Consider the following 24,031-nt stretch of genomic DNA (forward strand, 5'->3'; position numbering starts at 1 on the left):
ACTACATCATGGACCATTACAAAGGTGATGTGAAAGGAAAAACCATTGCTTTATGGGGCCTGTCATTCAAACCTAACACGGATGACATGCGCGACGCATCATCACGCGTGTTGATGGAAAAGCTATGGAAGTACGGTGCTATCGTGCAGGCCTATGATCCAGAAGCGATGGAAGAAACTCAACGTATTTATGGCTCACGCGGCGACCTTAAATTGATGGGCACAAAAGAAGCCACTTTAGCAGGGTCAAGTTGCTTAGTTATTTGTACTGAGTGGCAGGCTTTTAGAGCGCCTGACTTTGCATTAATCAAAGAACATGTTGCAGACCAAGTTATTTTTGATGGTCGAAACTTATTCGAGCCAAGCTTAATTTCGGAATACGGATTGCATTACTATGCCATTGGCAGAGGCTTATCGGTTAAAGCACCGTAATCGGTTTGTTTAGGCGGTTGATTTAGTACATTGAGATAAAGCGCTGAAATTTTATTACACCAGGTAGCATGATATAAAAAGACAATAAGGATTAACGGAACTATGAGTCAAGTTAGAAAGGCAGTGATACCCGTAGCTGGTTTGGGAACGAGAATGTTACCGGCCACCAAAGCAATCCCAAAGGAAATGCTACCTGTAGTTGATAAACCACTCATTCAATATGTAGTGAATGAGTGTGTTCAGGCAGGTATAAAGCAAATCGTGTTGGTGACTCATGCGAGTAAAAACAGCATTGAAAACCATTTTGACACATCGTTCGAATTAGAAGCAACGTTAGAGAAGCGTGTTAAACGCCAGTTGCTTGATGCAGTTAAAGCTATTTGCCCCAAAGGCGTGACCATAATGCATGTGCGTCAGGGTGTCGCAAGCGGCTTGGGTCACGCTATTATGTGTGCGTATCCAATGATTGGTGATGAGCCGTTCGCGGTTGTACTGCCGGACGTGATTATTGATGATGTGGCTAGTAACTTAAAGAAAGACAACCTTGCTGATATGGTCGCTAAGTTTAACACTAGCCGTGTTAGCCAGGTAATGGTTGAAAAAGTGGCACAAAAAGATGTCTCTAAATTCGGTATCGTTGATTTAGAAGGCAAGGAACTTGCCCCCGGTGAGTCTTGCAAGATGCACAGAATGGTAGAAAAACCAGAGTTGGAAGACGCCCCTTCTGACTTAGCTGTGGTGGGTCGTTATGTGTTATCTGCAAAAACATGGGATTTACTGGCTAAAACAACTCCTGGTGCGGGTGACGAAATTCAATTGACCGACGCTATTGATGCGCTCATGGAACACGAACAAGTTGATGCATACTACATGAAAGGTAAAAGCCATGATTGCGGTAGTAAGCTTGGTTACATGAAAGCTAACGTTGAATATGCAATGCGCCACCCTGAGTTAGGTGAAGAATTTACTGAGTATTTGAAAACGCTGTAGTTTAGGTTTGTCTTATTACAACAAAAAACCGAGCAATTTGAATTGAACCCCCGAAAGTTAGACATAACCTTCGGGGGTTTTTATACCTAATGCAACCCCATCTACACCTTTACCATATCAATAATCTTAGCCACCATCTTCACGCCAATCCCTTTCACATTAACCAATTCATCAACGCTTTTGAAATTACCGTTCAGTTCGCGATACTTTACAATTTCTCCTGCTTTTTTCATACCAACGCCGGGAAGTGCGGTTAATTGCTCCGCATTTGCTTTGTTGATGTCTAATTTCGTGACAATCGCCTGACTCATTTCTTTTTTAGCCATTGTGTCAGTTGCTGCTTGTGCCGGCATAAAGGCGCAAGACGATAGCAATAGTCCGCTTAGTGCTAAATAGTTAACCTTCTTCATGTTAATTCCTTTTACGTTATTGAATAATATGCTTTTAATATTGTATTTTGAGCACTTATTGCCAATGCAGTAGTAACAGCAAAATTGGAGAATAAACGCACGAGCAAAGCTTAAAAGTATTTTGCAAAAGGTGAAACTGACTAGGGGGCTAGTTTATATCAGGATAATTCGCATTGCCGGTGGGAATAGACAGCGATTTGCTACTTTACATTATAAAAATGTCATGTTTGCCAATTCAAACGAGGGATCTATGGGCACAAAAAAGGAGAGCAAAAGCTCTCCTCTTAACAAATACCTACTCTAATAAATACCTACTCTAATAAATACCTAAACTAATAAATACCTACTCTAATAAATACGTGCTTCAACTACCTATAGTAAACACGCCTTCTTTAGCTGTATTACAAACGCTCTAATACCGCGTCAGTAAACTCAAGCGTACCATGCTCACCACCCAGGTCGCGAGTAGTGCGGTCACCGCTCTCAATCACATCTTTAATTGCAGCGCGAATACGCTCAGCTTTATCCGCCATGTCCAAGTACTCTAGCATTTGAATTGATGCTAAAATAACCGAAGTCGGATTGGCTAAGTTCATGCCCGCAATGTCAGGAGCTGAGCCATGTACCGCTTCAAAAATAGCACAGTCTTCGCCAATGTTAGCGCCCGGGGCCATGCCCAAACCGCCAACCAAACCGGCACATAGGTCTGATAAAATATCACCGAACAAGTTGGTCGTCACAATCACATCAAACTGATGCGGGTTCATGACTAACTGCATACAGCAGTTATCTACAATCATCTCTTCTGAATGAATGTCAGGATAACGCGCAGCAACCTCTCTGGCCACTTTTAGGAACAAACCTGATGTCGACTTCAAGATATTTGCTTTGTGCACGGCAGTGATCTTCTTACGGCCTTCTCTGCGGGCTAGTTCGTAAGCAAAAACAAGAATTTTTTCTGCACCGTCACGCGTAATGACACTGACGGCTTCAGCTTCATTACCATCGGCAGACACAACCTGTCCTAAGCCTGAATACATGCCTTGTGTGTTTTCACGTACGGTAATAATGTCGATGTCTTCATAGCGCGCTTTAGTGCCTTTAAAAGACAGTACCGGGCGCAAGTTAGCATACAGTTTGAATTGCTTGCGTAAGCTGACATTAATTGAGGTAAAACCTTCACCGACAGGCGTTGTTAATGGGCCTTTTAATGCGACTTTGTTTTTTGCTATCAGGTCTAAGGTTTCTTGCGGTAACAGTTCACCGTGATTTTCCAATGCCATTAAGCCGGCGTCTGCGTATTCGTAGTTGAAGTTACAACCGACTTTATCGAGAATTTTAGTGGCGGCATCAATGATGTCAGGGCCGATCCCATCGCCGCGTATTACGGTAATGTTTTGTTGTGTGGGGTTCATACGGTGCACTCCAGTAGTGTCGTTAGAGTTTATATAACCTGATTTTTGCAAACTGTTGAGAAGAAATTGTTGCTACAAGTTACTAGTTTAAGTCGCGCGCATGTTACCTGAATGACCACGCTAGGTACAGTCTCTATCGTCAACATTCATGGCGTGTATATCGCCTTTTAAGCCGTTACGCACGCCATTTGAATTTTACACGCGGATCCTACACGTTGGTCTTACCAATTTTTACAGCTTGATCTTATAACAGGGTTCGTAATGACTACCCGGCAGTTTCATTCTGCCTTGATCAACAAAGGACTTGAGTAACACATCCATTTTTTGCATCAACTCAACATCACCGGTAAGTTCAAACGGACCATGTTGCTTAATTTCTTTGATCCCTTCAACTTTCACGTTGCCCGCAACAATACCTGAAAAACACTTACGCAAGGTGGCCGCTAGAGACGATTTAGGCTGGTCTAACTTCAAATTCAGTGAGCTCATGTTTTTATGGTTAGGCACAAATGGGGTTTGAAAGTCTTCTGATATTTTCAGTGTCCAATTGAAATTCAGTGAGTTACCAGTGTCACGTCGATGATCCTCTACCACGGCTTTTTGTTGCGCCATTAACGAGCCCACTTTGGAATCGTCACCCACCACAATGGTGTATTTTGCCTGAGCTTCGGCGCCTAGCGTGTCGCCAATAAACTGATCAATGGCTTCAAAATAACCTTTGCTGTTTTCGGGGCCGGTTAATATTAATGGAATTATTTGGTCTTTGTTTTCCTCGTCCATCAACAAACCCAGCAGGTAAAGTAACTCTTCTGCTGTACCTGCACCGCCAGGGAAAATCACAATACCATGTGAAATACGCACAAATGCCTCTAAGCGTTTTTCAATGTCGGGCATGATAATGAGTTCATTCACAATAGCATTGGGGGGTTCTGCTGCAATAATACTGGGTTCTGAAATACCTAAATAGCGACCATTTTTATTGCGCTGTTTGGCATGGCCTATCGTGGCCCCTTTCATTGGGCCTTTCATTGCGCCGGGCCCGCAGCCTGTGCATATATTAAAACCACGTAAACCTAATTGATAGCCCACGGATTTGGTGTATTTGTATTCTTCTTCACGGATCGAATGGCCACCCCAGCAAACAATCATATTAACGTCGTTGTCTTGTGATATTGCATCGGCATGGCGAAGCATATCGAAAACAATATGTGTGGTTAAGGCGCTTGGTGCGTCTATTAAGCCTTCTACATTGTTACCGTCTTTAGTGCCCATATAGAGCATATCGCGAAGCACAGCGAATAAATGTTCATGCACGCCTTTAATTAATACACTATCCACAAAAGCCACTTCAGGAGGGTTAATTAATTCAATTTTAACGCCACGCTCACGGCGCAATAAATGCACGTCAAAGTCGCCATAAGGGCCAAATAATTTGTGATAGTTGTCTTCTTCAACCCCACTATTGAGTACGGCTAAACAGCAGTTTCTAAATGTTCCGTATAAATCGCTTTTTGTTGATTGTTGTAAAAGGCTAACTTCTAGCTGTGATAATTGGCTCATCCAACCGACCGGGTCGAGTTGCACTGTGGTCATTCAATATCCTTAAATATGGTTTGATTTCGTCCTGCGTCTTTTGCTTTGAAAAGGAACGAATCTGCTTTTTCGAAGGCTTCTTCGAGCGTAATTTCTTGTGTGATTTGGCTTAAACCGCAAGATAAGGTCACGTTAACTCTCTCGCCTTTAAATTTAAACGGTAATGCCGATATCTTTGTGCGCATCACTTCTACTTTCCTAAATGCGTCTTCTAAGTTGGTATTGGGCATCAAGAGAATAAATTCCTCGCCGCCCCAACGCGCTACAAAGTCCTCTTTAGGCAAGTATTGCCTAATATGTTTTGCGATAACCTGAAGCGTTTTGTCGCCTACGGAATGGCCATAGGCATCATTGACTTTTTTAAAATGGTCAATATCCACTATTCCAATACATAACGGGGTACCGGCTATTTTAGCTTGCGCAACTTCAAATTGCGCTTTTTCCTCATACGCCATTCTATTCGGTAATTTGGTGAGTTGGTCAGATAAGGTTGCCGCGCGCTGAGTAAATAACATTTGTTTATACGCAACCGCCTCAGATTCAAGCGCAACCGCCCGTTCTTGCATTTTCTTCATGATCACGATGGTCGCTGTTTGCTCCCTTTTATCTGCCTCGGCAGAGGCGTCAAGAGACGCTTGCATCTTATCAAGGTGCTGTTTCGCTTGTTCTTTCAGTTCGTTCAGCTGCTGGCTCTCTGAAACGACCGACTCCATCACCGTCATCTGTTGCTTTATCTCGGTATTATAATAGTCGCGCTCTTCAAAACGTTTTTCAGAATCGGCAATGGTTGTCACTATATTGTCGTTAATTTGGGTCAGTGATTTATGTAAATTATTGATCAGGCGACTGGTTGCATTTGCTTCTTTAATCACGTCCCGGATCACAAAGCGGATCATGACTAAACAACAGTCGAGTAGCTCTTTGTGGTTGAGCCCGATAGTCAGTTTTTGATAAATTTCTTGTAAGTGTTTATCACTTTTATTACCGATATAAAAAGGCGCAATGAGCTCTTTTAATTCTTGCGTAATCGTATTGTGTAGTATGATTTGTTCGGGCGTTTGGGAATCACTATCGTCAGCTTCAACAATTTGCTGCAGCGCCTTGTGATAGAGATCCAGTGCTTTTTCGAACTGTGTAAGTGGGGCAATAACGGCGTCGTTATTGAGTGACAATGAGATTAAGAATTCGTTGGCGTCACTTTTAATGTCCTCAGGCAGGCGCTGAGTCTTGATCAGCTTTTTTAATGCCTTTTGCAAGTGCGAGACAGACTCAAGATTACGCCGTTTGAAAAGCTTTGTGTCTTTACCCAGGTCAGCATTTAGTTTGCCAATAATTTCGGTTGCAGCGTCGTAGTCAGGCTTGCCAGATAACTGCTTTTTAAGCATAACAAGTTCTTGGTCAAACCTTGGGTTAGCACCTTGATAGAAGTTTGCCATATTGACAATAAATATTGAGAGCTTGTCTAAGTAGTGATGCGCAATCATCAATTGTCGTTTAGTCGAAACTTCGGTCATGTTAATTACCTTATTGTCGTGCTAATCGTGCGTCCTGATAAGGCGCTTCGAAATTCGAACGAAATGGGTTGATATCCAGTCCACCTCGGCGCGTATATCTGGCATAAACAGTGAGTTGTTGTGGCTTGCATTGCTGTAAAATATCATAAAAAATACGTTCTACACATTGTTCATGAAACTCGTTATGTTGCCTAAACGAAATTAAATAACGAAGTAAACCTTCATGCGATATCTGACAACCAGTGTACTTTATTAAAATACTACCCCAATCGGGTTGATTAGTAATCAAACAATTTGATTTTAATAAATGACTCACTAAGGTCTCAGAGCAAGTTCCCTCAGTTTGAGTGTCTGTTTTTAAGGCAAGGAGTTCGGGTGTAATATCAAAGTCAGTAATTTCTATGTCTAAATCGTCAATACACATACCGGGTAAATGGCCGAAAGTGACATGCTCAAACTGGGCAGACGGGATCACTTGTACGCTTACATTTGCACCTGCACATTCGCTCAGGTCTGCGTGCAAAATCTGAGCAACATCATCTATATTCGCAAATTGACTCTGATTCAAACTATTTAAGTACAGCTTAAATGACTTTGATTCAATCAAGTTAGGTGAGGTAATAGGGACTTCACAACGTAAAATAGCCACTTGCGGTTTGCCTTTGGCATTTAGCCATGACAATTCATAGCCATTCCAAATGTCAGTGCCGTGAAAAGGCAGTTGTGTTGGTAATTTGATGCTGTCACGACTTAATGAACGCGGTACACGTTGTAATAAACTGTTGTCGTACTCTTTGGCGTATTCAACTTTTTTGCCAAGCGATAAATGATCCAATGATGTCTCCTTTGGGCACCTAAAATTAATTGCTGTCTGTAATCTGTAAATTAAAACCCGCGGCGGAGCCACTGAAAAGTAAAAAGCGCGAAGTTTTTTCATCAAAGCTATACATCACTAAGTGGCTAATTTATCATGTTTAGCCTCAGGTCGGCACATCAAGTCATTTAAAAGCGTGAAATTTAATGTTGATGCCTAAAATTTAACTCAATTAACACCTCAATTGTGGATTCAATTGTTACTGTAATTTATCTCTAAAGGCGCAAAATGTCATGTTAAACCCACTGGTTGAAAATCTAGATTCGTTCATCAACGCTTATATCGACCTTGCGGGAGATGACAAAAGACAATTAGTAACTGAGTTTGATGCCGACTGGCTTTCACCTTGTTTGTTATTTAGTGAGATCCAATTGACTGATGTGACAACGGGTGAACAAATGGCTTGGCGTCCTCAGTTACAGCCGGTTAGTTCGCATTTGGGTGATTTGGCGAAGGCCTTAGAAATTGACATTCATCCGCAGTTAGAGACCTTGTTTTGCCGCTATTACAGCCATGACTTACCGGCGACAACAGAGCGTGGTGATCTTGATATTTTGCAAGCTTGGAATCAAGACGATTTTGAAAGGCTGCAAAAAAACCTCATTTCACATGTGTTGATGAAGCGCCGTTTAAAGCAACCTGAAACCTTATTTTTTGCAACCACCGACCAAGATGACTTTATCATTAGCATTGATGTTGCAAGTGGGAATGTCATGTTAGAGCAAGTCGGTAAGGTACCCGAAGAAGTGCTCGCTAGCGACCTTGATACCTTTATTAAGAGCCTTCGCCCTCGAAATGTTGTTGTAACGTTTTAAGCGCGGTGCGCAGCGCGACGACTTCATTTTCTAATTGAGTGACGCGTACAACCAAGCTGTCACTTGCATTATTAAGCGGTATTGTGGGTTCTGCAACGGTTTGTATTTTTAAGGTCGCTTTATTTTCTTTCCAATAACTCAAGCCTTTAATAATCGCGGGTATCGGTAAGGGCGATAATAATTTAGCCCTTAACATACCGACACTGGGCTTTTTGCCTGCTTCACTCAGCGCTATGCACGTATTCACAACTTGTTGTAATTCGTTATTCATGCCATCTCATTTAAATAATCAACTCGCTTATTAGTCATTCTGACCACGTTTTGAGGAAATTAAAAGTGCTTATTCAGGCTGAGTTCAGCTTTTTTAATTTAACATATTGATAATGTTGACTATTTCAGTATTGGCCTGAAATTTGTTTAACACAATCGTAAAATCAATTAATTAATAAAAAGGAATACAAATGAAAGCACTACTTCTTACCTCTCTTTTCGCTAGCACCATGTTACTCAGTGGCTGCGTTATTTCAGTTGATAAAAGCAATGAAGATGGGTATCACGTATCGAGCGGCGTTAATTGGAAAAAACATGAAGCGAAAAACCGACAGTTTATTTCTGATTTGAGCCCGGGTGTATCGAAAATGTCAGTTGTCGATACATTAGGCCCTGCTGATTTTAATGAAATGGCCAGCAGCGACGGTGATGCAGTGCAAGTGTTGTATTATAGAACGCAGCGAATTGATGATGACGGCGTTACGACTAAAAACGAATGCACGCCATTGGTGTTTATCAACAACGAATTGGTTGGCTGGGGTGAATTATCCCTGTCAAAATATTTTTAGTGACGTAACTTTGCCCTAGATCAACCGTTATTGTTAAAAAAATGTTAGCGTATTCGTGAGAATGTTTTATTGTGTAGGCATAGCAACAAGGAACCACTTATGAGTAAAGCTACATATCAACCTGACATTAATGATGTCAGGGCCGTTTATCTAGGCGCCGATGATTTAAAAGTTGCGGCGTCAATTTTGTACAATGCTTATTTTGACGACCCTCTTTTTAATGACATTTTTGAAATTGATCGTGAGGGCTACGAAGGTCGACTGCGTTCAGCGATCAGAGAAGAGCTGAATGCTTTTTGGGATGCTAAACAGCCAATGATCGGATTGTTTGAGCAAGGGCGCCTATTGGCCGTGGCTTGTTTAATTAGTCCTGATGCCAGCTTTGGGTCTGGGAGATACTGGCATTGGCGCTTAAAAATGTTACTCACTGCAGGCTTTCTTGGCACCAAACAAATGATCTACAAAGAAGAAAAAGTACGTGAAAGTATATCCGCAAAAGACTACCACATGTTGTCATTCATCGCTGTACACCCTGATCATCAAGACATAGGCTTAGGGAACATACTGATGCGTGGCATTATTGGCTTATTGCAAGAAGATAATAAAACCGAAGGTGTTGGCGTTTTTGTCACCTTGCCAAAGTGTTTATCATTCTTTGTTGACGCAAATTTTGAACTCGTAAAAGAGTTAGAAGTGGGTCAAATTACTGGCAAAGTGATGTTTAGAAAAAAAATTGACGGCTAAATTAGTATTATTTTTGTAAGAGATATCGTACAAATGTGTGAGCAAAAGTAGTTTTGTTTACATAAATTTTACTCCTCCATTTAAAAAATCCGAATAAAAACAGTGTAAAAAAAATGCACCTGTGTGAAAAATAAGCGAACGATAAATAATTATAAAAATTTCATATATGTAAAAAAACTAGACTTTGGTATTATATCTTTACCGAAAGGAAATGCCTTCAGGAAGAAAGTGTTAACGGTAACGGAAGGTTTCAGGATGAGGCTTAACAGGATAGGGAAGATAAGGGACAACTTCAGGACGAAGATTTTTTGCAGGACGGAGTTGCATCAACAACGGAGTCAAGGAAAAGGGACCTGCACATGGAGTGTTGCCTGCTTAGCAATAGCGGGAAAATAAGGGAAAGGGATGTAATGGATTTATCGGGATGATACGTTAGCAAAGGAACGCTGAGAAGGACGCTCGAAATTTAGATAAAAAGCAGAAACCGGATGTTTCTGCTTTTTCATTCTAGACTTTAATTAGTGCGCCAGTGCTCAGCGATCAAGCACTTGAACCGCAACGAAAGCCCACATTGCAAATGCGCCGTTAAACCTAATTAATTTTGTAAGCAGGTAAATTCATCTCAATAACTGCATTACCAAAACAAGTCATGGTGCCAATGTAGGCGTCAGAACCGCTGCTGCTGAATTCCAATTGATATATAATTTTCCAATCCAGCTTTCCTCTGTGCGCAGAAATCCGAGTAGAACGTCGGGCCAATGATAAAAATTGAAGATCTTGTTTTTCACAGTATTGATTGGCGTATTGAATACTGAATTCTCCTATGCCGCGTAATCGCCAAAATTGAAAGGCAAACAACGCAATGCTAAGCAGTATAACTAAGGAACCTAATGTCATTAATGCGTACTCTTACGTTTTGAGACTTGCTTGTATAAACTTGCTATTCCATTAGCAATAGGAGTAGGTAAATCAGGCTTACGCATTAGTTTCAGTAATCCCATTCTGCTAGCTGGCACTTGCACTAGATCTGAATAAATACCTCTGAACAACTGAAAGCTGGGGTCGTGTGCTATCAGTTTTGAACAGAATGTAATTAATAGAGCTTCATCATTTAATAATGGAAAGTGTCTACCTGCAATAATTACCAAACATTCTGTGTCGGGTTGACCTTCAGTCAACAGCGCACTGATAAACATGGCAACTTTGTCGGTGCATTGACTGCCTTTTAGTCCTCGCAGGATCATGTGCTGTGTTTCGGCGTACTCAACCGTTGCAAATAACTCAATTAATTGGTCAGTAAGGGCATCATCAAAGCGCGTGTTTTCTAAACTGCTGCAAAAAGCCGTGAGCACTTGCACTGGCAATGCGGCCAAATTTTGATTGACTGCTTGGGCAATATCTAGCTGATTAATATGCACTGCTAAATCCGCTATATCCTGCAGCGCTAAGTCTTGCCAAGTGTCCATCGCCGGATTTTTTATATACGCAATGGCCTTGTTTAAGCCTTCTCGAGTCGACAAGCGTAAATCACGACGAATAATCGCATTAATATCAGCTAACTGCTGTTGCGATGGCGTGAAGACAAAGGGGTTATCCGGAAGTTGTCCACCTTTCTCTGCATTCTTTTCCAATTCACTGCCCAATGCGGTGACCACGGCTTCAAGAAATTGGTTGCGTGCGGCTTGAATAATCAATGAACGTTCATCAATCGGTAACTTAACAAACCAAATGTATTGTTCATGGCTTACTTTCTTATTCCAAAAAACGATCCCAAACCAAGCATGCCCTGCACGAGGGCAAGGAGCGGGAAGTTGATGGTTCTCTAAGGAAATGAATGTTTGTGAGTCCATAGACTCTATGCCTCGGCCCATATCGTAAACACGATAGTCGGTGCCAGCGTGCAGCATAAATTCACTGATGGTATTAATTGTTTGAGCGGTCATATGCGCCATAGGTTATCGATTTGCGGCGTGATTTGCGCCTTGATTTGCGCCTTAGTGTAACAAGATAGATAAAATGTACCAACGTATGACAAATAAAAATTATTATTGAGGGCGCATTTGCATTTATCTCCTCATTGTTTACTTCTATTAACGCTCACTCTTAGTTAAACTGCGGTCGCGCTAATGAGTGCAAAAACTAGCGGAATAAATAGCAAAATAAAAGCGGAATAAACAGCAGAATAAAAGCGGAATAAAAACGTGTTAAGCATTTTATATATAGACGACTATTTAGTTGTTGTGCACAAGCCGGCTAATATGTTGGTTCATAAAAGCATGATTGATAGGCATGAAACTGAATTTCTGATGAAAATATTGCGAGATCAAATCGGTCAATATGTTTATCCGGTGCATCGCTTAGACAAGCCAACGTCTGGGGTTATATTATTTGCATTGTCACCCGATGTTGCCCGCTTGCTTGCTCAACAATTTGAGTTGCACACTATTCAAAAGGAATATATTGCGGTATTACGTGGCTTTGCGCCTGAAAGAATAGCAATTGATTATGCGCTCAAAGAACAATTAGATCCGATTGCTGATAAAAAAGCGAAGCAGGATAAAGCACCTCAAGAAGCACAAACCGATATGCTTAAATTAGCCGAATTGTCATTGCCTATTGCGGTTGGACGATATCCGGGGGCCCGTTTTTCATTGGTGAAGTTATTCCCTAAAACCGGCCGTAAACATCAATTACGTCGGCATATGGGGCACATTAGTCATCCCATAATTGGCGATACGAACCACGGTGATGGCAAACAAAATCAGTTTGCACGTGATCATTTAAATTTCAGTAAGTTGGCTTTGTGTGCCACCAAATTGAGCTTTACACACCCCTCAACACAGCAACCAATGATTTGTGAAACGGCGTTAGAAGATGATTTTCAAGCCCTGGTGGATCTGTTTTATCCGTTGTCTTAATGCACATAAAGCGGGCGATTATTAACCTTATTAAAGGTGGAAGAGTACTTTAGAACTGGCCTGAATTATTGATGTTGGCGACATTAGCGAAACATGAAAAGTTATGCTAAATTCGTATTTTATCCTTCATCCTTAGCCTATTTATGCATAAGCGATGGAAATTAAATCAGCGATATGCGCCACAAATAAAAAAGGAAAGACCATGAGTGTCACTGTATTATTAGAAGTATTATCAAAACCTGGATCTATTGATGAGCTAAAGCAAACTCTCAAAGCTATCTTGCCTGACACACGCGGTTACGATGGCTGTATTAGTGTTCAGGTTGTTCTGAACCAAGACGATCCTTTAAACTTAATTTTAAATGAAACGTGGCGATCGCGTGCGCATTATGAAAAATACTTCGCGTGGAGAGCTGAAACAGGTGGGTTAGAGGCGCTAGGTAACATGCTATCGGCACCACCATCTATTCGTTATTTTGACCATCAAGATATCTGATATTTTATTTGCCAATGCATTGTTAACTGAAAACCAAAGGCGCTAGCCAAACTGATATTACGCTTAGGATAATTAACCCGCATATATTCAGTATTAATCCGGCCTTTATCATTTGTGGTATTTTGATTAAACCCGAGGCGAAAACAATCGCGTTTGGCGCGGTAGCAACAGGCAACATGAATGCGCAGCTTGCTGCTAAGGTAATGGGAATACAAAGTAGTAACGGTGAAACCCCTAACTCCAGTGCGACAGCCGCTACCACAGGCAAAAATGTGGCCGTTGTCGCCAGGTTGCTGGTAAGTTCAGTTAAGAAAATAACGAGTGCGGTAGCGGCAATAACTAGGGCGAAAATACCAAAGGCATCTAAGTTGGATAAATGCCCGCCTAACCAACTTGCGAGACCACTTGATGAAACCGCCGCCGCTAGACTTAAACCGCCACCAAACAGGATCAGAACGCCCCACGGTAAACGACTAACATCATCCCAAATCATGACCTTTTTTTGATTTTCATTGCCGCTAGGTAAAATGAACAAAAACAGGGCTGCTGTCATCACAATACCCGTGTCGCTTAAAAAATTAATATCAAACAAAACAGAAATCGGTCTTCTGGCTATCCAGCATAAAACCACAATTGAAAAAACCATGGCAACCCGTTTTTCTGCGGTGCTCATCACGCCTAATTCTTTTTGCAGATCGGATAAGTGGTTATCGACCGATGTGTTCGCAGGAATATTCACGTTAAAGCTCCAATGCGTTAACGAATACCAGGCTAAAGGTAGCATGCACAACATTAGGGGCACGCCGACTAACATCCAACTAGCGAAGGTGATTTTGATGTCGTATTGTTCATTCAAAAATGCAGCAAGCAAGGCATTTGGCGGGGTTCCTACCAGCGTCGCCATGCCACCAATGGTTGCCGCATAAGCCAAGCCTAATAGCATAGCGGTTTGAAATGACTGGGTTTGCTGAGAGCTTAAATGTTGGTTGTTTTCGGCAATCACTTTTGCAACCGACAATGCGATTGGCATTAGCATCATAGTGGTCGAGGTATTTGTCATCCACATGGACAAGAGAGCGGCAACCAACATAAAACCGGCAATCAGGCGTTTTCCATCTGTGCCTGCGTAGCTTAATATCACTAAGGCGATCCGTTTGTGCAAGTTCCAGCGTTCTACCGCTAGCGCTAAAATAAAGGCGCCTAAAAAGAGATAAATGATGGGGTTGGCATAAGCTGCCGTGGTCTCGGCAATACTAGAAACATCTAAAAAAGGAAAGGCGATAATAGGCATAAATGCGGTTACGGGAACGAGTATTGCTTCAGTTGCCCACCAAATCGCCATCCACAAAGCAACCGCCGCGACATTCCATGCTTGCGCCGACATGCTGGTTTGATTTGCGCCCAATATCAGCATGAGTACAAATATAGCTGGACCGACAAATAAACCAACAACTTGATAGCTTGCCTGTTGCGGCCCGGCATCAGGATTATTCGACTTGAGATTTTGGCTATTCATTGAGCAAACTCTACCTTATTGCTTGGTCACCTACTGATCACTAGGAGACGGTTTGTAAATAAATTGCTCAGGCTCGACAGATAGCATTTTTCTCATTAAGGTTTGCGCTGCCGTTTGAGCAACATGCTTAATCAGTTCGCGGTTTGTATTGTCGCCCATTTCATACGTAATTGAATGTATGTTGTACTCATCTGCAAGGAATTGCTTAAATACCCCTCTGCCGGGGCTAGAACCGGGTGAAGGGCGAACGGTAAATGAAGACACGGTTGCGTCTTTTAGTTGCTTCAACCAGTCCTCGGAAAAAGTGGCGGGTGCAACAGCATAGTCACTTGGCATGGTGTAAAAGATATCTTGTTGGGTTGAATGAAAATCTAATGCGAACACAAGCCTTTGTTGTTCAACCAGTGTTTTACTTAACCAAGCTTGTACCTGTTGAGTTTCAACCTGGGTAAACTTTCCCCAATCTCTATTTAGGTCGGTGCCTTTGGCGTTGTGACGCCAGTTTCCGTTAGCCACACCATCCGGATTAAGATTAGGAATAATCATCACATTAAAACGGCTTAAAAATTCAGCATTAAGCTGCTGTTGAGTCGCCAATTCTTGTGCAAAAGAGAGCAGTGCCAAGGCGCCGGTGATTTCAGGTGGGTGCTGACGGCCAACGATCAAAAGCCATTCTTTGTTTTCAGGTGTAGAATGAACAAGTGCATCAATACCCCGGCCTTCGGTCGACATACCCAGTGCCTGCAACTTAAAACCAGATTGTTTCGCGAGCGTTTGGCTCCACTCAGCATAAAATGCATTATCAATGACTTCTTGGCCTGCAATATAAAAGTCTTGTTGTTGCAGTTGTATGTTGATATGAATTGCGTTGTCTATTATGTCAAATGGAAGCGCCTGCCATTGCTTACCGTCAACGCTCATTTTAGGTAGATATCGCGGTTTTGCTTTTTCACCTTTAATCACAATACTAAGTTGCTGATTTTCAGTGCTCTTGTTGACCACTTTAAATGCATACCACGGGCTTGGGTTAATAGGGCGATTTTCTGGTTCGCTTAGCAACTCAAATTGGTTTTCAGAGAGTTGTTTACATTGGTCTATTTTGCCTGCTTCAAAGTCGGTTTTAAAGTGCACATTTTTGAATTCGCAAGCGCGTGTTGAGGTACTAAAACAGAGTGAAAGTGCAGCTAGCGCAATTGCCGCAGCGACTGATTTTGGCGCTCGGCATTTTCTGACAAAATGAATAAACGTTGCTGATGAAGTTACTATTACCATTGTTACCCTATTCCTTATTCTGTTTATAAAAACCGGATGTCACTAACCAGCTCAATTTTTGTAATTTTAAGGCAATGGCTGGATCAAGGCCAGCGGTGAAAATATTCCCTTCTGGGGTTTGTTGATACAAGGTGGAGTATAGAACACAAGCCATTAAATACGTACCTGCGTTACTTGGATGTTTCCGATCTTTTCGATAGGTGAGTTGAGGCTTATCGCTGGTTTTGTTTTTCAGCCCCAATACATCGGGCACAAATAGGTCAATCTGGGGAAGCTGCTGTTCAGCAACCCAAAAAGCGACACCTACTGGAACGACCAATACATCGAGCTCATTCGCCAAAGACGTATAAGCATTTGCAAGCGCAATGCCCATATCGGCGTTCCCTTTGTAGCCCCAGGTCATCAGCAGTATGGGTTGCAGGTTTTTGTATTGGATACGTTTTACAGCTTGTTTTATCGTATTCGTAAAGCGTCGCTGTTTTTTAGGATTAATTGGCTCATTGCTATGACCTTGCAAAATAACGGCTTGCCAAGTTCCTTGCGGCTTTGCTAGTAAGAAATCTAAACTGTCCAGATGTTCATAAATATGCCCACCAGACAGAGTAGATAATCGCAGTCTATTGTTACCCACTTTCCACTCGCCGCTGGCTCGAAGCAGACTGCCAAGTTGATTGTGTACGCCATTATTATAAAAGCTAAAGCTATTACCAACAAACAATGCCTTATTTACCTTACTTGTGGGTATCACGGTCGGTTGAATTAAACTCGGTTTTTTCGCCTGTGCTGAGCCAAGCACAAGCATGCTGCATAAGGTAATAATAAGACATAAAGTTAAGCGTGACGCACCTAAGTGAGTACTCATGAGAAAACCCAGGGCGCTAACCAAACTGCGACTATGCTGAGTAATACCATACCAATAATATTTAAAATTAAGCCTGCTCTTATCATTTGCGGAATGCTAAGCACACCTGAGGCAAATACAATGGCATTAGGCGGCGTTGCCACCGGCAGCATAAATGCGCAACTGGCTGCTAAGGTGATGGGGACACACAATAGCAGTGGTGACACGCCCAGTTCCAAGGCTACCGCAGCAACAACAGGTAAAAATGTAGCCGCTGTGGCTACGTTACTCGTCAGTTCGGTTAAAAATATCACTAAACCAGATGCGGCAATAACCAAGGCGAAAATACCAAATGTATCAAGGTAGGTCAGATTACTGCCAAGCCAGGTAGCAAGGCCAGTTGATGATACTGCTGCGGCTAAACTTAACCCGCCACCAAATAAGATGAGGACGCCCCAAGGCAAACGATTAACATCGTGCCAAATCATAATTTGAGGTTGTGCTCTATCGCCACTTGGAAGCAAGAACAGCAGCATGGCTGCTGTCATAACAATCCCTGTGTCGGTTAGGAAATCGATGCCTAACAACGCAGAAATAGGACGGCGGGCAATCCAAAATAGCACCACAAGCGAGAATACGACCGCAACACGCTTTTCTGCGCGCGTCATGGCACCTAATTCATTGCGTAACTTGGCCAGATGTTGATTAACTGCTGGGTTTGCCGGAATATCAATGTTGAAACTCCAGCGCGTAAGTGAATACCAAGCGAGTGGAAGCATGCACAACGTCACCGGAACACCGACTAGCATCCAACTGGCAAAGGTAATTTTAATATCATAGTTGTCACTTAGAAAAGCAGCTAAAAGGGCATTCGGTGGCGTACCAACAAGTGTGGCAAGGCCGCCTATGGTTGCTGCATAAGCAAGTCCTAATAGCATGGCTGCTTGAAAAGATTTGGTTTTTTTCGGGTCCAGATGTGTGTTGTTATCGGCAATCACTTTGGCAACTGATAGTGCTATTGGCATCAGCATCATCGTGGTGGAGGTGTTTGTCATCCACATCGACAGTAGTGCGGCCACAACCATAAAACCGCCAATCAAACGACGTCCATCGGTGCCGGTATAACTGAGAATAGCCAGTGCAATCCTTTTGTGCAAATCCCATCTTTCCACCGCGAGGGCTAATATAAAGGCGCCTAAAAATAGATAGATAATTGGGTTTGCATAGGCAGAGGTTGCTTCTGCTAAGCTGCTAATTCCTAAAAAAGGAAAGGTGACAATGGGTAAAAATGCGGTTACAGGCACCGGCACAGCTTCTGTTGCCCACCATATTGCCATCCACATGCCAATAGCGGCGACACGCCAAGCAGCGGGCTCCATAGTGGTTTGTGAGTTGTCAAACAACATCATGATGACAAAAATTAGGGGGCCCAACAATAGACCAATGTCTTGATAACGCGCGCGATGTAAATCAGTAGTTTCAGGCAAGCTTGTGCTCATTCCTTCACCTTTTTTTGAGTCGAATAGAAAAATACTAAAGAAGAGGGCAGGCGTCTAACTAAAGAGCGCCTGCCGGCAGACAGTAGTGCTAGAACTTAGCTCTGACATCTAAGTAATAGCTGCGACCGAAATCACGATGTGCATCAGAAAAGAAACCAAAGTAGCGGTCAGCTAATGGTGCCCGTTCGTTGCTTAAATTACGAATGCCAAAGCGAACTCTGGTGTCCACATCGTTAACATCAAAGCGATAATCAACCGTCGCATTAAAGGTTGTCATAGACGGTATGATATACCGAGTGCCATCTTCAAGTGTTAATGAACTCTGATAGAAACTACCAATTCTATTGCCACTCAGTGAAGCGCCAAACGCATCTTTTCTCCAAGATACTCTAGCAGAATGACGTTGTTCCTGATTGCCGTCTTGGCCAATCAAGTCAGCAAAACCAGCAACAGGATAGCTAGCCGGTATTAAACCGCTCTCTTGCGCCTGCACTAGAATGGCAGCATTACCGCCAGCCTCCTGTTCAAACTCTTCAATGAAAGAGCCGTTATAGCTGAGCTTGAATTTACCCACGGTAGTGTCGATATCATAATAAACACCAATATCGTATCCCGCTAGGTTACGGTTATCTAAGTTCGCATATTGATCGTCAATAAAGCGAATGTCACCGGCAGGGCATATTCCTGCTGCTGTATATATTGCCGCTTCATCACTACTTGCGTCGGTGCGTGTCACTGCCGAGTTAAATTGGCTTGAGTCGCAATTACTATTGCCATTTCCAAGTCTAAAGAATAGGTCTAACAGTGTGTGGTTTTCTTCGCCAAATAATCCAATGGTATTTTCTTTTTCTATTGACCAGTAATCAAACGTTAAGGTGAAGTCTTGATTTGGTGTAAAAACAAAGCCTAAGGAGGTGTTAATCGACTCTTCAGGGTCAAGAACATCGCTACCTTGCGCAATACGTTGTATTGAATTTCGACAATCCAGTGTCTCTTGCTCAATGTCGCCACCGTTTTCTGCCGCGTACAAGCATGCATAGTCGGTGCGCGTGTTGTTTCGAGCCACAATACTTTCGTTAATGGTGACTAAGTTAGGTGCTCTGAAGGCTTCAGACCATGAACCTCGCAACAGTAAAGACTCGATAGGGCGATAACCAAAGGCGAGCTTGCCAACGGTTGTGCTACCAACATCAGAAAAGTCTTCGTAGCGTATTGCTGCCTGCATATCAAAATTTTCAAACAGTGGAATTTGCAATTCAGCAAACACCGATACAACCTCTCTTTCGCCGCTATTGTCTGGCGTAGGGCTTGAGTTAACAACGTCAGAAACAAAGGGGTAGGTATCACCTTCGTAGTCGGTAAATGCGATGGTGCCATCCAGCCTGTCATCACGATCATCGATGAAAGATTCTTCACGATATTCGAAACCAATCACAAAGCCGAGAGGACCAGCCGGGAGTTCATAAAGGTCAGCGTTTGCGAACTTTGCATCAAGCATCGTCAGTTCAGTTTCATTTTTGCGCACAACATCAATCAACGCGCGCTCAATATTTGAATCTAAACCACCACTAAACGGATTATACGCGGCAGGCGTGGGGTCAAATAAAGCCTCTGACATTAAAATGTTAGATACCCGATTTTTGGTAATATCTTCTTTGGTGGCTTTTGAATGCAAAAATGCTGCTTCCCAATCCCATTCACCAAATGAGCCTCTTAAGCCTTGTAGGAAACGATAGGTATCACCGTCATTGTTAACGATCCGTGGTAACTCAGCAAAACGATAATTATCAATAGTCAGTTCTAAACCACTGCATGGTACGTCTGGGATCAATGCGTTATCTAGTCTGTTTGGTGAGCCACAAGGACCGAATGGGTTGTAATAGTTTTCAGCACCAACGCGCAGTTTTGAGGTACTAAACGAAGCGGTTGCATGACGGCGTAAATTTGTTTTTGACTGGTAGAAGGACACTTCTGTAAAGCTTTCCATGCCATTTTCAAATTCATGATTCACAAACAAAAACATACTTGCGCGTTGTAGTTCTGAACTTAAATCACGATCCGCATTTAAATTCAGTCTATTGGTACCCTGGCCATCAATACCACCACAGGTGGTTACATTTAGCGTGTATTGGCAACGTTCGTCACCAATAGGGAAGGTTTCAAACTCACCTGAGCTATCCGTAAATATGTCTCTGACGCCAGCACCAGAGGCGCTGCTGACTAAATCAAATTGCCCGAATAATGAATTGGCTGAATTGTTTCTAAACGCGGTGTCACCAAACCAAGGTGAGTCTTCAGGCACGCGATCCCTAAAGTCTGAATTAGACCACCTTGGATCGTCTTGTGAATTGACTCTGTCACGCGAGAAATAGTTAAAAAATGTACTTACGTTGGTGCGGCCATTATTGAAGTCTTTACCCCATTCAACCGTGAGCGTTTGTGTATCACGCGGTATTTCGTCGTATTCTGACCAACGACCAGATACGGTCAGTCCGACAAAGTTTGACTTTACAACATGGTTTACCACCCCAGCTACCGCGTCGGCGCCGTAAATAGCTGATGCGCCGTCTCGGAGTACCTCTACGCGACTTAAGCCTGCGATAGGGATGGTGTTAACGTTAACTGAGTTGACTGGCACGAAACTGCCGCCAACTTCTTCAGTTTGATAGGACGCTGAATTAACCATTCTGCGACCATTTAGTAAAACTAATGTGTTACCGGTGCCTAAATTTCTGAGATTGTAGGTACCAATATCACCGCGAGCAGAATTCACACCGCCGCCAATATTTTCAGCTTCATTAAAGAAGTTTTGTCCATTCTCAGGGATGAGTTGTAGTAAATCATCCAATGAATCGATGCCTAATTCGCCAATCATTTCCGAGTCAATGACGGAAACGGCTAAGGCTTCAGCTACCTGTCCACCGCGTATATTTGAACCAATAACTTGTATTTTTTCTATCTCATCATCATTTTCGATTTCGGCTTGTTGTGCAAAAGCGGAAATCGACAATACTGACGCAATGGTTAACGACAGCAATTTGGGTGTAAAAGTGGCTAGTTTGTTGTGTGGAGTATATTTCTTCATGGGTATTCCCGTTGTTATTATTGTGTGCGTAACATTTTATTAACGCGCTTACGGTGAAAAACCCCTATTGAAGAAAATAAAAAAATATAAATTGGAGCAAATTAATTTTACATCTGGTGCGATTAGAGCGCGCAAACGAAGCGTAATGATTACTCTATATGGGTAACATGAGGGAGCAGGTGGCTGTGCAAAATTCGCTTTCAGCCAATAAACGTAGAGACGGGGTCTTGATCGGCATTGACTCTTAGGAAATAAGATCCAAGCTTATAGAATAGAAAGCATATCGAGCTGAAATGTCATGAAAATAAGGTTGTTTCTATTGCTTTGGTATTGTTTCCTTATTCTGCTTATAAAATCCAGAGGTCACCAACCAGCTCAATTTTTGCAGTTTTAAGGCAATGGCTGGATCGAGCCCCGCGTTGAAAATATTGCCTTCCGGGGATTTTTGGTACAAGGCTGAATATAGAACACAAGCCATTAAATACGTACCTGCGTTACTTGGGTGTTTCAGATCTTTTCGATAGGTGAGTTCCGCCTTATCGCTGGTTTTGTTTTTCAGCCCCAATACATCGGGCACAAATAGGTCAATTTGAGGGATCTGTTGTTCCGCAACCCAAAAAGCGACACCCACAGGAACGACTAATACATCGAGTTCGTTGGCCAACGACGTGTAGGCATTGGCAAGGTCAATGCCCATGTCAGGTTGCCCTTTGTAACCCCAAGTCATCAGCAAGATAGGTTGTAGTTGCTCGGCTTTAATTAGGCTGACCGCTTGTTTTACCGATGTTGCAAATCTCTCACGGGTTTTTGGATCAATTGGCTCATAGCTGTGTCCTTGCAAAATTATCGCTTCCCAAGTGCCTTTTGGTTTACTTAGTAAGTAACGTAAGTCATCTATGTGTTCATGCATATATCCGCCGGACAATGTAGACAAACGGAGTCGATTTTCACCTACTTGCCATTCATCGTTTGCTCTAATTAAGCTGCCAAGGTGGTTGTGTACGCCATTGTTATAAAAGCTAAAACTATTACCGATGAATAGGGCTTTTTTGACCTCGTCAGCAGGCACAACATTGGGTTGAATTAGCGTGGTCTTCTGGTTTTGTGCCAGCCCATTTAATGACAACGTGCACAGCACCGCTAATGCAAAAAAGTTCACTACAGTGTTTTTCATAAATCGAAACCTCTTAATGTCGTATTCCATTTTTCTTTCACGAGAACATGTCATGAAAAAACCAGTGGCGCTAACCAAACCGCAACGACACTTAACAGCAGCATTCCCACAATATTGAGTATAACACCAGCACGCACCATCTGCGGTATACTGACGACCCCGGAAGCAAATACGATGGCATTAGGTGGCGTCGCAACGGGCAACATAAAAGCACAACTTGCGGCTAGAGTGATCGGCACACACAACAATAATGGTGACACACCCAGTTCTATAGCAACGGCTGCAACGACGGGCAAAAATGTAGCGGCGGTGGCGACATTGCTAGTCAATTCGGTAAGGAAAATGACCAAGCCGGTGGCTGCAATAATCAAAGCAAAAATACCGAAGGTGTCCAAATACGTTAAGTTACCACCAAGCCATGCTGCCAGTCCTGAAGACGAAACTGCTGCTGCTAAACTTAAGCCGCCGCCAAACAAGATCAGCACGCCCCACGGTAAGCGATTAACATCGTGCCAAATCATCAGTTGTGGTTGTGTGGTATCGCCACTAGGGAGTAAAAATAAGAGTAAAGCTGCGCTCATTACAATACCGGTATCGGTCAGGAAGTCGATACCTAGCAGCGTGGAAATAGGGCGACGAGCAATCCAAAATAACACCACCAGTGAAAATAGCACGGCAACACGTTTTTCGGCATGAGTCATGGCACCTAATTCATTGCGTAATTTGGCCAGATGTTGATTAACCGCAGGGTTTGCTGGAATATCAATGTTGAAACTCCAACGAGTAAGCGAATACCAAGCAAGGGGCAGCATGCAAAGCATGACTGGAACACCGACTAGCATCCAACTGGCGAAGGTAATTTTAATATTATAGTTGTCACTTAAAAAGGCCGCTAAAAGGGCATTTGGTGGCGTACCGACAAGCGTTGCAAGGCCACCAATAGTTGCAGCGTAAGCGAGTCCTAAGAGCATGGCTGTTTGAAACGATTTGGTTTGTTTAGGATCCAAATGTGTATTGTTATCGGCAATCACTTTGGCAACTGATAGCGCTATTGGCATCAGCATCATGGTAGTGGAGGTGTTTGTCATCCACATCGACAATAGGGCGGCAACAATCATAAAACCGCCAATTAGACGACGTCCATCGGTGCCGGTGTAACTGAGAATGGCAAGGGCAATACGTTTGTGTAAATTCCAACGCTCAACGGCTAATGCAAGTATAAATGCCCCTAAAAATAAATAAATGATCGGATTTGCATAAGCCGAGGTTGCTTCCGCTAAACTGCTTATGCCTAAAAAAGGAAAGGTAACAATGGGTAAAAATGCAGTGACAGGCACCGGTACGGCCTCTGTTGCCCACCATACAGCCATCCAAATCCCAACGGCGGCAACGCGCCATGCCGACGGTTCCATGGCTGTTTGCGAATTACCAAGCAACATCATGATGACGAAAATTAGGGGGCCTAATAGTAGACCAATGTCTTGATACCGTCCGCGATGTAGATCGGTGGTTTCAGGCAAGCTAGTGCTCATTCGATTACCTTTTGTGTCAAATGCGAGAATAAAGAGGATGTGGGCAGGCCTCTATATAAAGAGTGCCTGCCTA

Annotated in this window: 22 protein-coding genes; 7 read left to right on the forward strand and 15 right to left on the reverse strand. The window is 42.9% G+C overall.

From position 1 onward, the window contains the following. The coding region (locus tag CXF81_RS05295; protein WP_198556329.1) for a UDP binding domain-containing protein at window positions 1-431 on the forward strand (431 nt) is incomplete at its 5' end. Between the two features lie 102 nt (window positions 432-533). Beyond that, entirely contained in the window at window positions 534-1,421 is an 888-nt protein-coding gene (gene galU / locus CXF81_RS05300) for a UTP--glucose-1-phosphate uridylyltransferase GalU (RefSeq protein WP_101180334.1), read from the forward strand. Window positions 1,422-1,522: 101 nt separating this feature from the next. On the opposite strand, the gene CXF81_RS05305 is transcribed toward galU, so the two are convergent. The 5 genes from CXF81_RS05305 to queF all read right to left on the reverse strand — a co-directional run bounded on the left by CXF81_RS05305 (window position 1,523) and on the right by queF (window position 7,188). Next, window positions 1,523-1,831, reverse strand: coding sequence for a helix-hairpin-helix domain-containing protein (locus tag CXF81_RS05305; RefSeq protein ID WP_101180335.1), 309 nt, complete (start codon window positions 1,829-1,831; stop codon window positions 1,523-1,525). Between the two features lie 401 nt (window positions 1,832-2,232). Then, window positions 2,233-3,246 carry an isocitrate dehydrogenase gene (locus CXF81_RS05310; RefSeq protein ID WP_101180336.1) on the reverse strand — a complete coding sequence of 338 codons (1,014 nt, stop codon included), beginning with the start codon at window positions 3,244-3,246 and terminating at the stop codon, window positions 2,233-2,235. A 231-nt stretch (window positions 3,247-3,477) separates the two neighbouring features. Beyond that, complete coding sequence (gene ppnN, locus CXF81_RS05315) at window positions 3,478-4,839, reverse strand: nucleotide 5'-monophosphate nucleosidase PpnN (RefSeq protein WP_101180337.1); 1,362 nt, start codon at window positions 4,837-4,839, stop codon at window positions 3,478-3,480. After that, window positions 4,836-6,353 carry a GGDEF domain-containing protein gene (locus CXF81_RS05320; RefSeq protein WP_101180338.1) on the reverse strand — a complete coding sequence of 506 codons (1,518 nt, stop codon included), beginning with the start codon at window positions 6,351-6,353 and terminating at the stop codon, window positions 4,836-4,838. The genes ppnN and CXF81_RS05320 overlap by 4 nt, the downstream gene beginning before the upstream one ends. A 10-nt stretch (window positions 6,354-6,363) precedes the next feature. Continuing rightward, on the reverse strand, window positions 6,364-7,188 hold the full coding sequence (gene queF, locus CXF81_RS05325; RefSeq protein ID WP_101180339.1) for an NADPH-dependent 7-cyano-7-deazaguanine reductase QueF: 825 nt from the start codon (window positions 7,186-7,188) through the stop codon (window positions 6,364-6,366). A 272-nt stretch (window positions 7,189-7,460) separates the two neighbouring features. On the opposite strand from queF, the gene syd reads away from it, so the two are divergent. Continuing rightward, the gene (syd, locus tag CXF81_RS05330; RefSeq protein ID WP_101180340.1) at window positions 7,461-8,042 is read left to right on the forward strand and encodes a SecY-interacting protein; all 582 of its coding nucleotides are present in this window, start codon (window positions 7,461-7,463) and stop codon (window positions 8,040-8,042) included. On the opposite strand, the gene CXF81_RS05335 is transcribed toward syd, so the two are convergent. Continuing rightward, window positions 8,002-8,313 (reverse strand): hypothetical protein, encoded by a 312-nt coding sequence (locus tag CXF81_RS05335; protein ID WP_101180341.1) that lies wholly within the window; start codon window positions 8,311-8,313, stop codon window positions 8,002-8,004. The two genes, syd and CXF81_RS05335, sit on opposite strands and share 41 nt — an antisense overlap. Window positions 8,314-8,503: 190 nt before the next feature. Here CXF81_RS05335 and CXF81_RS05340 point away from each other — a divergent pair, with 190 nt between their 5' ends. Both CXF81_RS05340 and CXF81_RS05345 read left to right on the forward strand, forming a co-directional pair. Beyond that, complete coding sequence (locus CXF81_RS05340) at window positions 8,504-8,881, forward strand: DUF3192 domain-containing protein (protein ID WP_101180342.1); 378 nt, start codon at window positions 8,504-8,506, stop codon at window positions 8,879-8,881. A 99-nt stretch (window positions 8,882-8,980) separates the two neighbouring features. Continuing rightward, complete coding sequence (locus tag CXF81_RS05345; RefSeq protein WP_101180343.1) at window positions 8,981-9,625, forward strand: GNAT family N-acetyltransferase; 645 nt, start codon at window positions 8,981-8,983, stop codon at window positions 9,623-9,625. A gap of 591 nt (window positions 9,626-10,216) precedes the next feature. Here CXF81_RS05345 and CXF81_RS05355 read toward each other — a convergent pair. Both CXF81_RS05355 and CXF81_RS05360 read right to left on the reverse strand, forming a co-directional pair. Next, window positions 10,217-10,522, reverse strand: a complete 306-nt coding sequence (locus tag CXF81_RS05355) for a DUF3301 domain-containing protein (protein WP_101180345.1) — start codon at window positions 10,520-10,522, stop codon at window positions 10,217-10,219. Then, window positions 10,522-11,568: a DUF3549 family protein gene (locus CXF81_RS05360; RefSeq protein WP_101180401.1), complete on the reverse strand. Its 1,047-nt coding sequence runs from the start codon at window positions 11,566-11,568 to the stop codon at window positions 10,522-10,524. The genes CXF81_RS05355 and CXF81_RS05360 overlap by 1 nt, the downstream gene beginning before the upstream one ends. A gap of 258 nt (window positions 11,569-11,826) precedes the next feature. Here CXF81_RS05360 and truC point away from each other — a divergent pair, with 258 nt between their 5' ends. After that, window positions 11,827-12,543: a tRNA pseudouridine(65) synthase TruC gene (truC, locus tag CXF81_RS05365; RefSeq protein WP_101180346.1), complete on the forward strand. Its 717-nt coding sequence runs from the start codon at window positions 11,827-11,829 to the stop codon at window positions 12,541-12,543. A 202-nt stretch (window positions 12,544-12,745) separates the two neighbouring features. Next, the gene (locus CXF81_RS05370) at window positions 12,746-13,039 is read left to right on the forward strand and encodes a putative quinol monooxygenase (protein WP_157825499.1); all 294 of its coding nucleotides are present in this window, start codon (window positions 12,746-12,748) and stop codon (window positions 13,037-13,039) included. 22 nt (window positions 13,040-13,061) lie between these two features. Here the strand turns inward: CXF81_RS05370 and CXF81_RS05375 are convergent, their stop codons facing one another. The 7 genes from CXF81_RS05375 to CXF81_RS05405 all read right to left on the reverse strand — a co-directional run bounded on the left by CXF81_RS05375 (window position 13,062) and on the right by CXF81_RS05405 (window position 23,958). Next, window positions 13,062-14,555 (reverse strand): DASS family sodium-coupled anion symporter, encoded by a 1,494-nt coding sequence (locus CXF81_RS05375; RefSeq protein WP_101180348.1) that lies wholly within the window; start codon window positions 14,553-14,555, stop codon window positions 13,062-13,064. Window positions 14,556-14,585: 30 nt separating this feature from the next. Further along, window positions 14,586-15,827, reverse strand: a complete 1,242-nt coding sequence (locus tag CXF81_RS05380; protein WP_101180349.1) for a M14 family metallopeptidase — start codon at window positions 15,825-15,827, stop codon at window positions 14,586-14,588. Window positions 15,828-15,834: 7 nt separating this feature from the next. Further along, window positions 15,835-16,689 carry a hypothetical protein gene (locus CXF81_RS05385; protein ID WP_101180350.1) on the reverse strand — a complete coding sequence of 285 codons (855 nt, stop codon included), beginning with the start codon at window positions 16,687-16,689 and terminating at the stop codon, window positions 15,835-15,837. Then, the gene (locus tag CXF81_RS05390) at window positions 16,686-18,167 is read right to left on the reverse strand and encodes a DASS family sodium-coupled anion symporter (protein ID WP_101180351.1); all 1,482 of its coding nucleotides are present in this window, start codon (window positions 18,165-18,167) and stop codon (window positions 16,686-16,688) included. The genes CXF81_RS05385 and CXF81_RS05390 overlap by 4 nt, the downstream gene beginning before the upstream one ends. Before the next feature lie 88 nt (window positions 18,168-18,255). Next, on the reverse strand, window positions 18,256-21,252 hold the full coding sequence (locus tag CXF81_RS05395) for a TonB-dependent receptor domain-containing protein (protein WP_101180352.1): 2,997 nt from the start codon (window positions 21,250-21,252) through the stop codon (window positions 18,256-18,258). 316 nt (window positions 21,253-21,568) lie between these two features. Then, entirely contained in the window at window positions 21,569-22,426 is an 858-nt protein-coding gene (locus tag CXF81_RS05400; protein ID WP_101180353.1) for a hypothetical protein, read from the reverse strand. Window positions 22,427-22,476: 50 nt separating this feature from the next. Next, window positions 22,477-23,958, reverse strand: coding sequence for a DASS family sodium-coupled anion symporter (locus CXF81_RS05405; RefSeq protein ID WP_101180354.1), 1,482 nt, complete (start codon window positions 23,956-23,958; stop codon window positions 22,477-22,479). Window positions 23,959-24,031 lie beyond the last annotated feature (73 nt).

This window comes from Glaciecola sp. 33A (assembly GCF_002836745.1).
Lineage (GTDB): Bacteria > Pseudomonadota > Gammaproteobacteria > Enterobacterales > Alteromonadaceae > Glaciecola.

Bases quoted from the DNA above. Each gene is read 5' to 3' on its own strand.
- galU (WP_101180334.1), top strand. From the start codon at position 534: ATGAGTCAAGTTAGAAAGGCAGTGATACCCGTAGCTGGTTTGGGAACG.
- CXF81_RS05305 (WP_101180335.1), bottom strand. From the start codon at position 1,831: ATGAAGAAGGTTAACTATTTAGCACTAAGCGGACTATTGCTATCGTCT.
- CXF81_RS05310 (WP_101180336.1), bottom strand. From the start codon at position 3,246: ATGAACCCCACACAACAAAACATTACCGTAATACGCGGCGATGGGATC.
- ppnN (WP_101180337.1), bottom strand. From the start codon at position 4,839: ATGACCACAGTGCAACTCGACCCGGTCGGTTGGATGAGCCAATTATCA.
- CXF81_RS05320 (WP_101180338.1), bottom strand. From the start codon at position 6,353: ATGACCGAAGTTTCGACTAAACGACAATTGATGATTGCGCATCACTAC.
- syd (WP_101180340.1), top strand. From the start codon at position 7,461: ATGTTAAACCCACTGGTTGAAAATCTAGATTCGTTCATCAACGCTTAT.
- CXF81_RS05335 (WP_101180341.1), bottom strand. From the start codon at position 8,313: ATGAATAACGAATTACAACAAGTTGTGAATACGTGCATAGCGCTGAGT.
- CXF81_RS05340 (WP_101180342.1), top strand. From the start codon at position 8,504: ATGAAAGCACTACTTCTTACCTCTCTTTTCGCTAGCACCATGTTACTC.
- CXF81_RS05345 (WP_101180343.1), top strand. From the start codon at position 8,981: ATGAGTAAAGCTACATATCAACCTGACATTAATGATGTCAGGGCCGTT.
- CXF81_RS05355 (WP_101180345.1), bottom strand. From the start codon at position 10,522: ATGACATTAGGTTCCTTAGTTATACTGCTTAGCATTGCGTTGTTTGCC.
- CXF81_RS05360 (WP_101180401.1), bottom strand. From the start codon at position 11,568: ATGACCGCTCAAACAATTAATACCATCAGTGAATTTATGCTGCACGCT.
- CXF81_RS05370 (WP_157825499.1), top strand. From the start codon at position 12,746: ATGAGTGTCACTGTATTATTAGAAGTATTATCAAAACCTGGATCTATT.
- CXF81_RS05375 (WP_101180348.1), bottom strand. From the start codon at position 14,555: ATGAATAGCCAAAATCTCAAGTCGAATAATCCTGATGCCGGGCCGCAA.
- CXF81_RS05380 (WP_101180349.1), bottom strand. From the start codon at position 15,827: ATGGTAATAGTAACTTCATCAGCAACGTTTATTCATTTTGTCAGAAAA.
- CXF81_RS05385 (WP_101180350.1), bottom strand. From the start codon at position 16,689: ATGAGTACTCACTTAGGTGCGTCACGCTTAACTTTATGTCTTATTATT.
- CXF81_RS05390 (WP_101180351.1), bottom strand. From the start codon at position 18,167: ATGAGCACAAGCTTGCCTGAAACTACTGATTTACATCGCGCGCGTTAT.
- CXF81_RS05395 (WP_101180352.1), bottom strand. From the start codon at position 21,252: ATGAAGAAATATACTCCACACAACAAACTAGCCACTTTTACACCCAAA.
- CXF81_RS05400 (WP_101180353.1), bottom strand. From the start codon at position 22,426: ATGAAAAACACTGTAGTGAACTTTTTTGCATTAGCGGTGCTGTGCACG.
- CXF81_RS05405 (WP_101180354.1), bottom strand. From the start codon at position 23,958: ATGAGCACTAGCTTGCCTGAAACCACCGATCTACATCGCGGACGGTAT.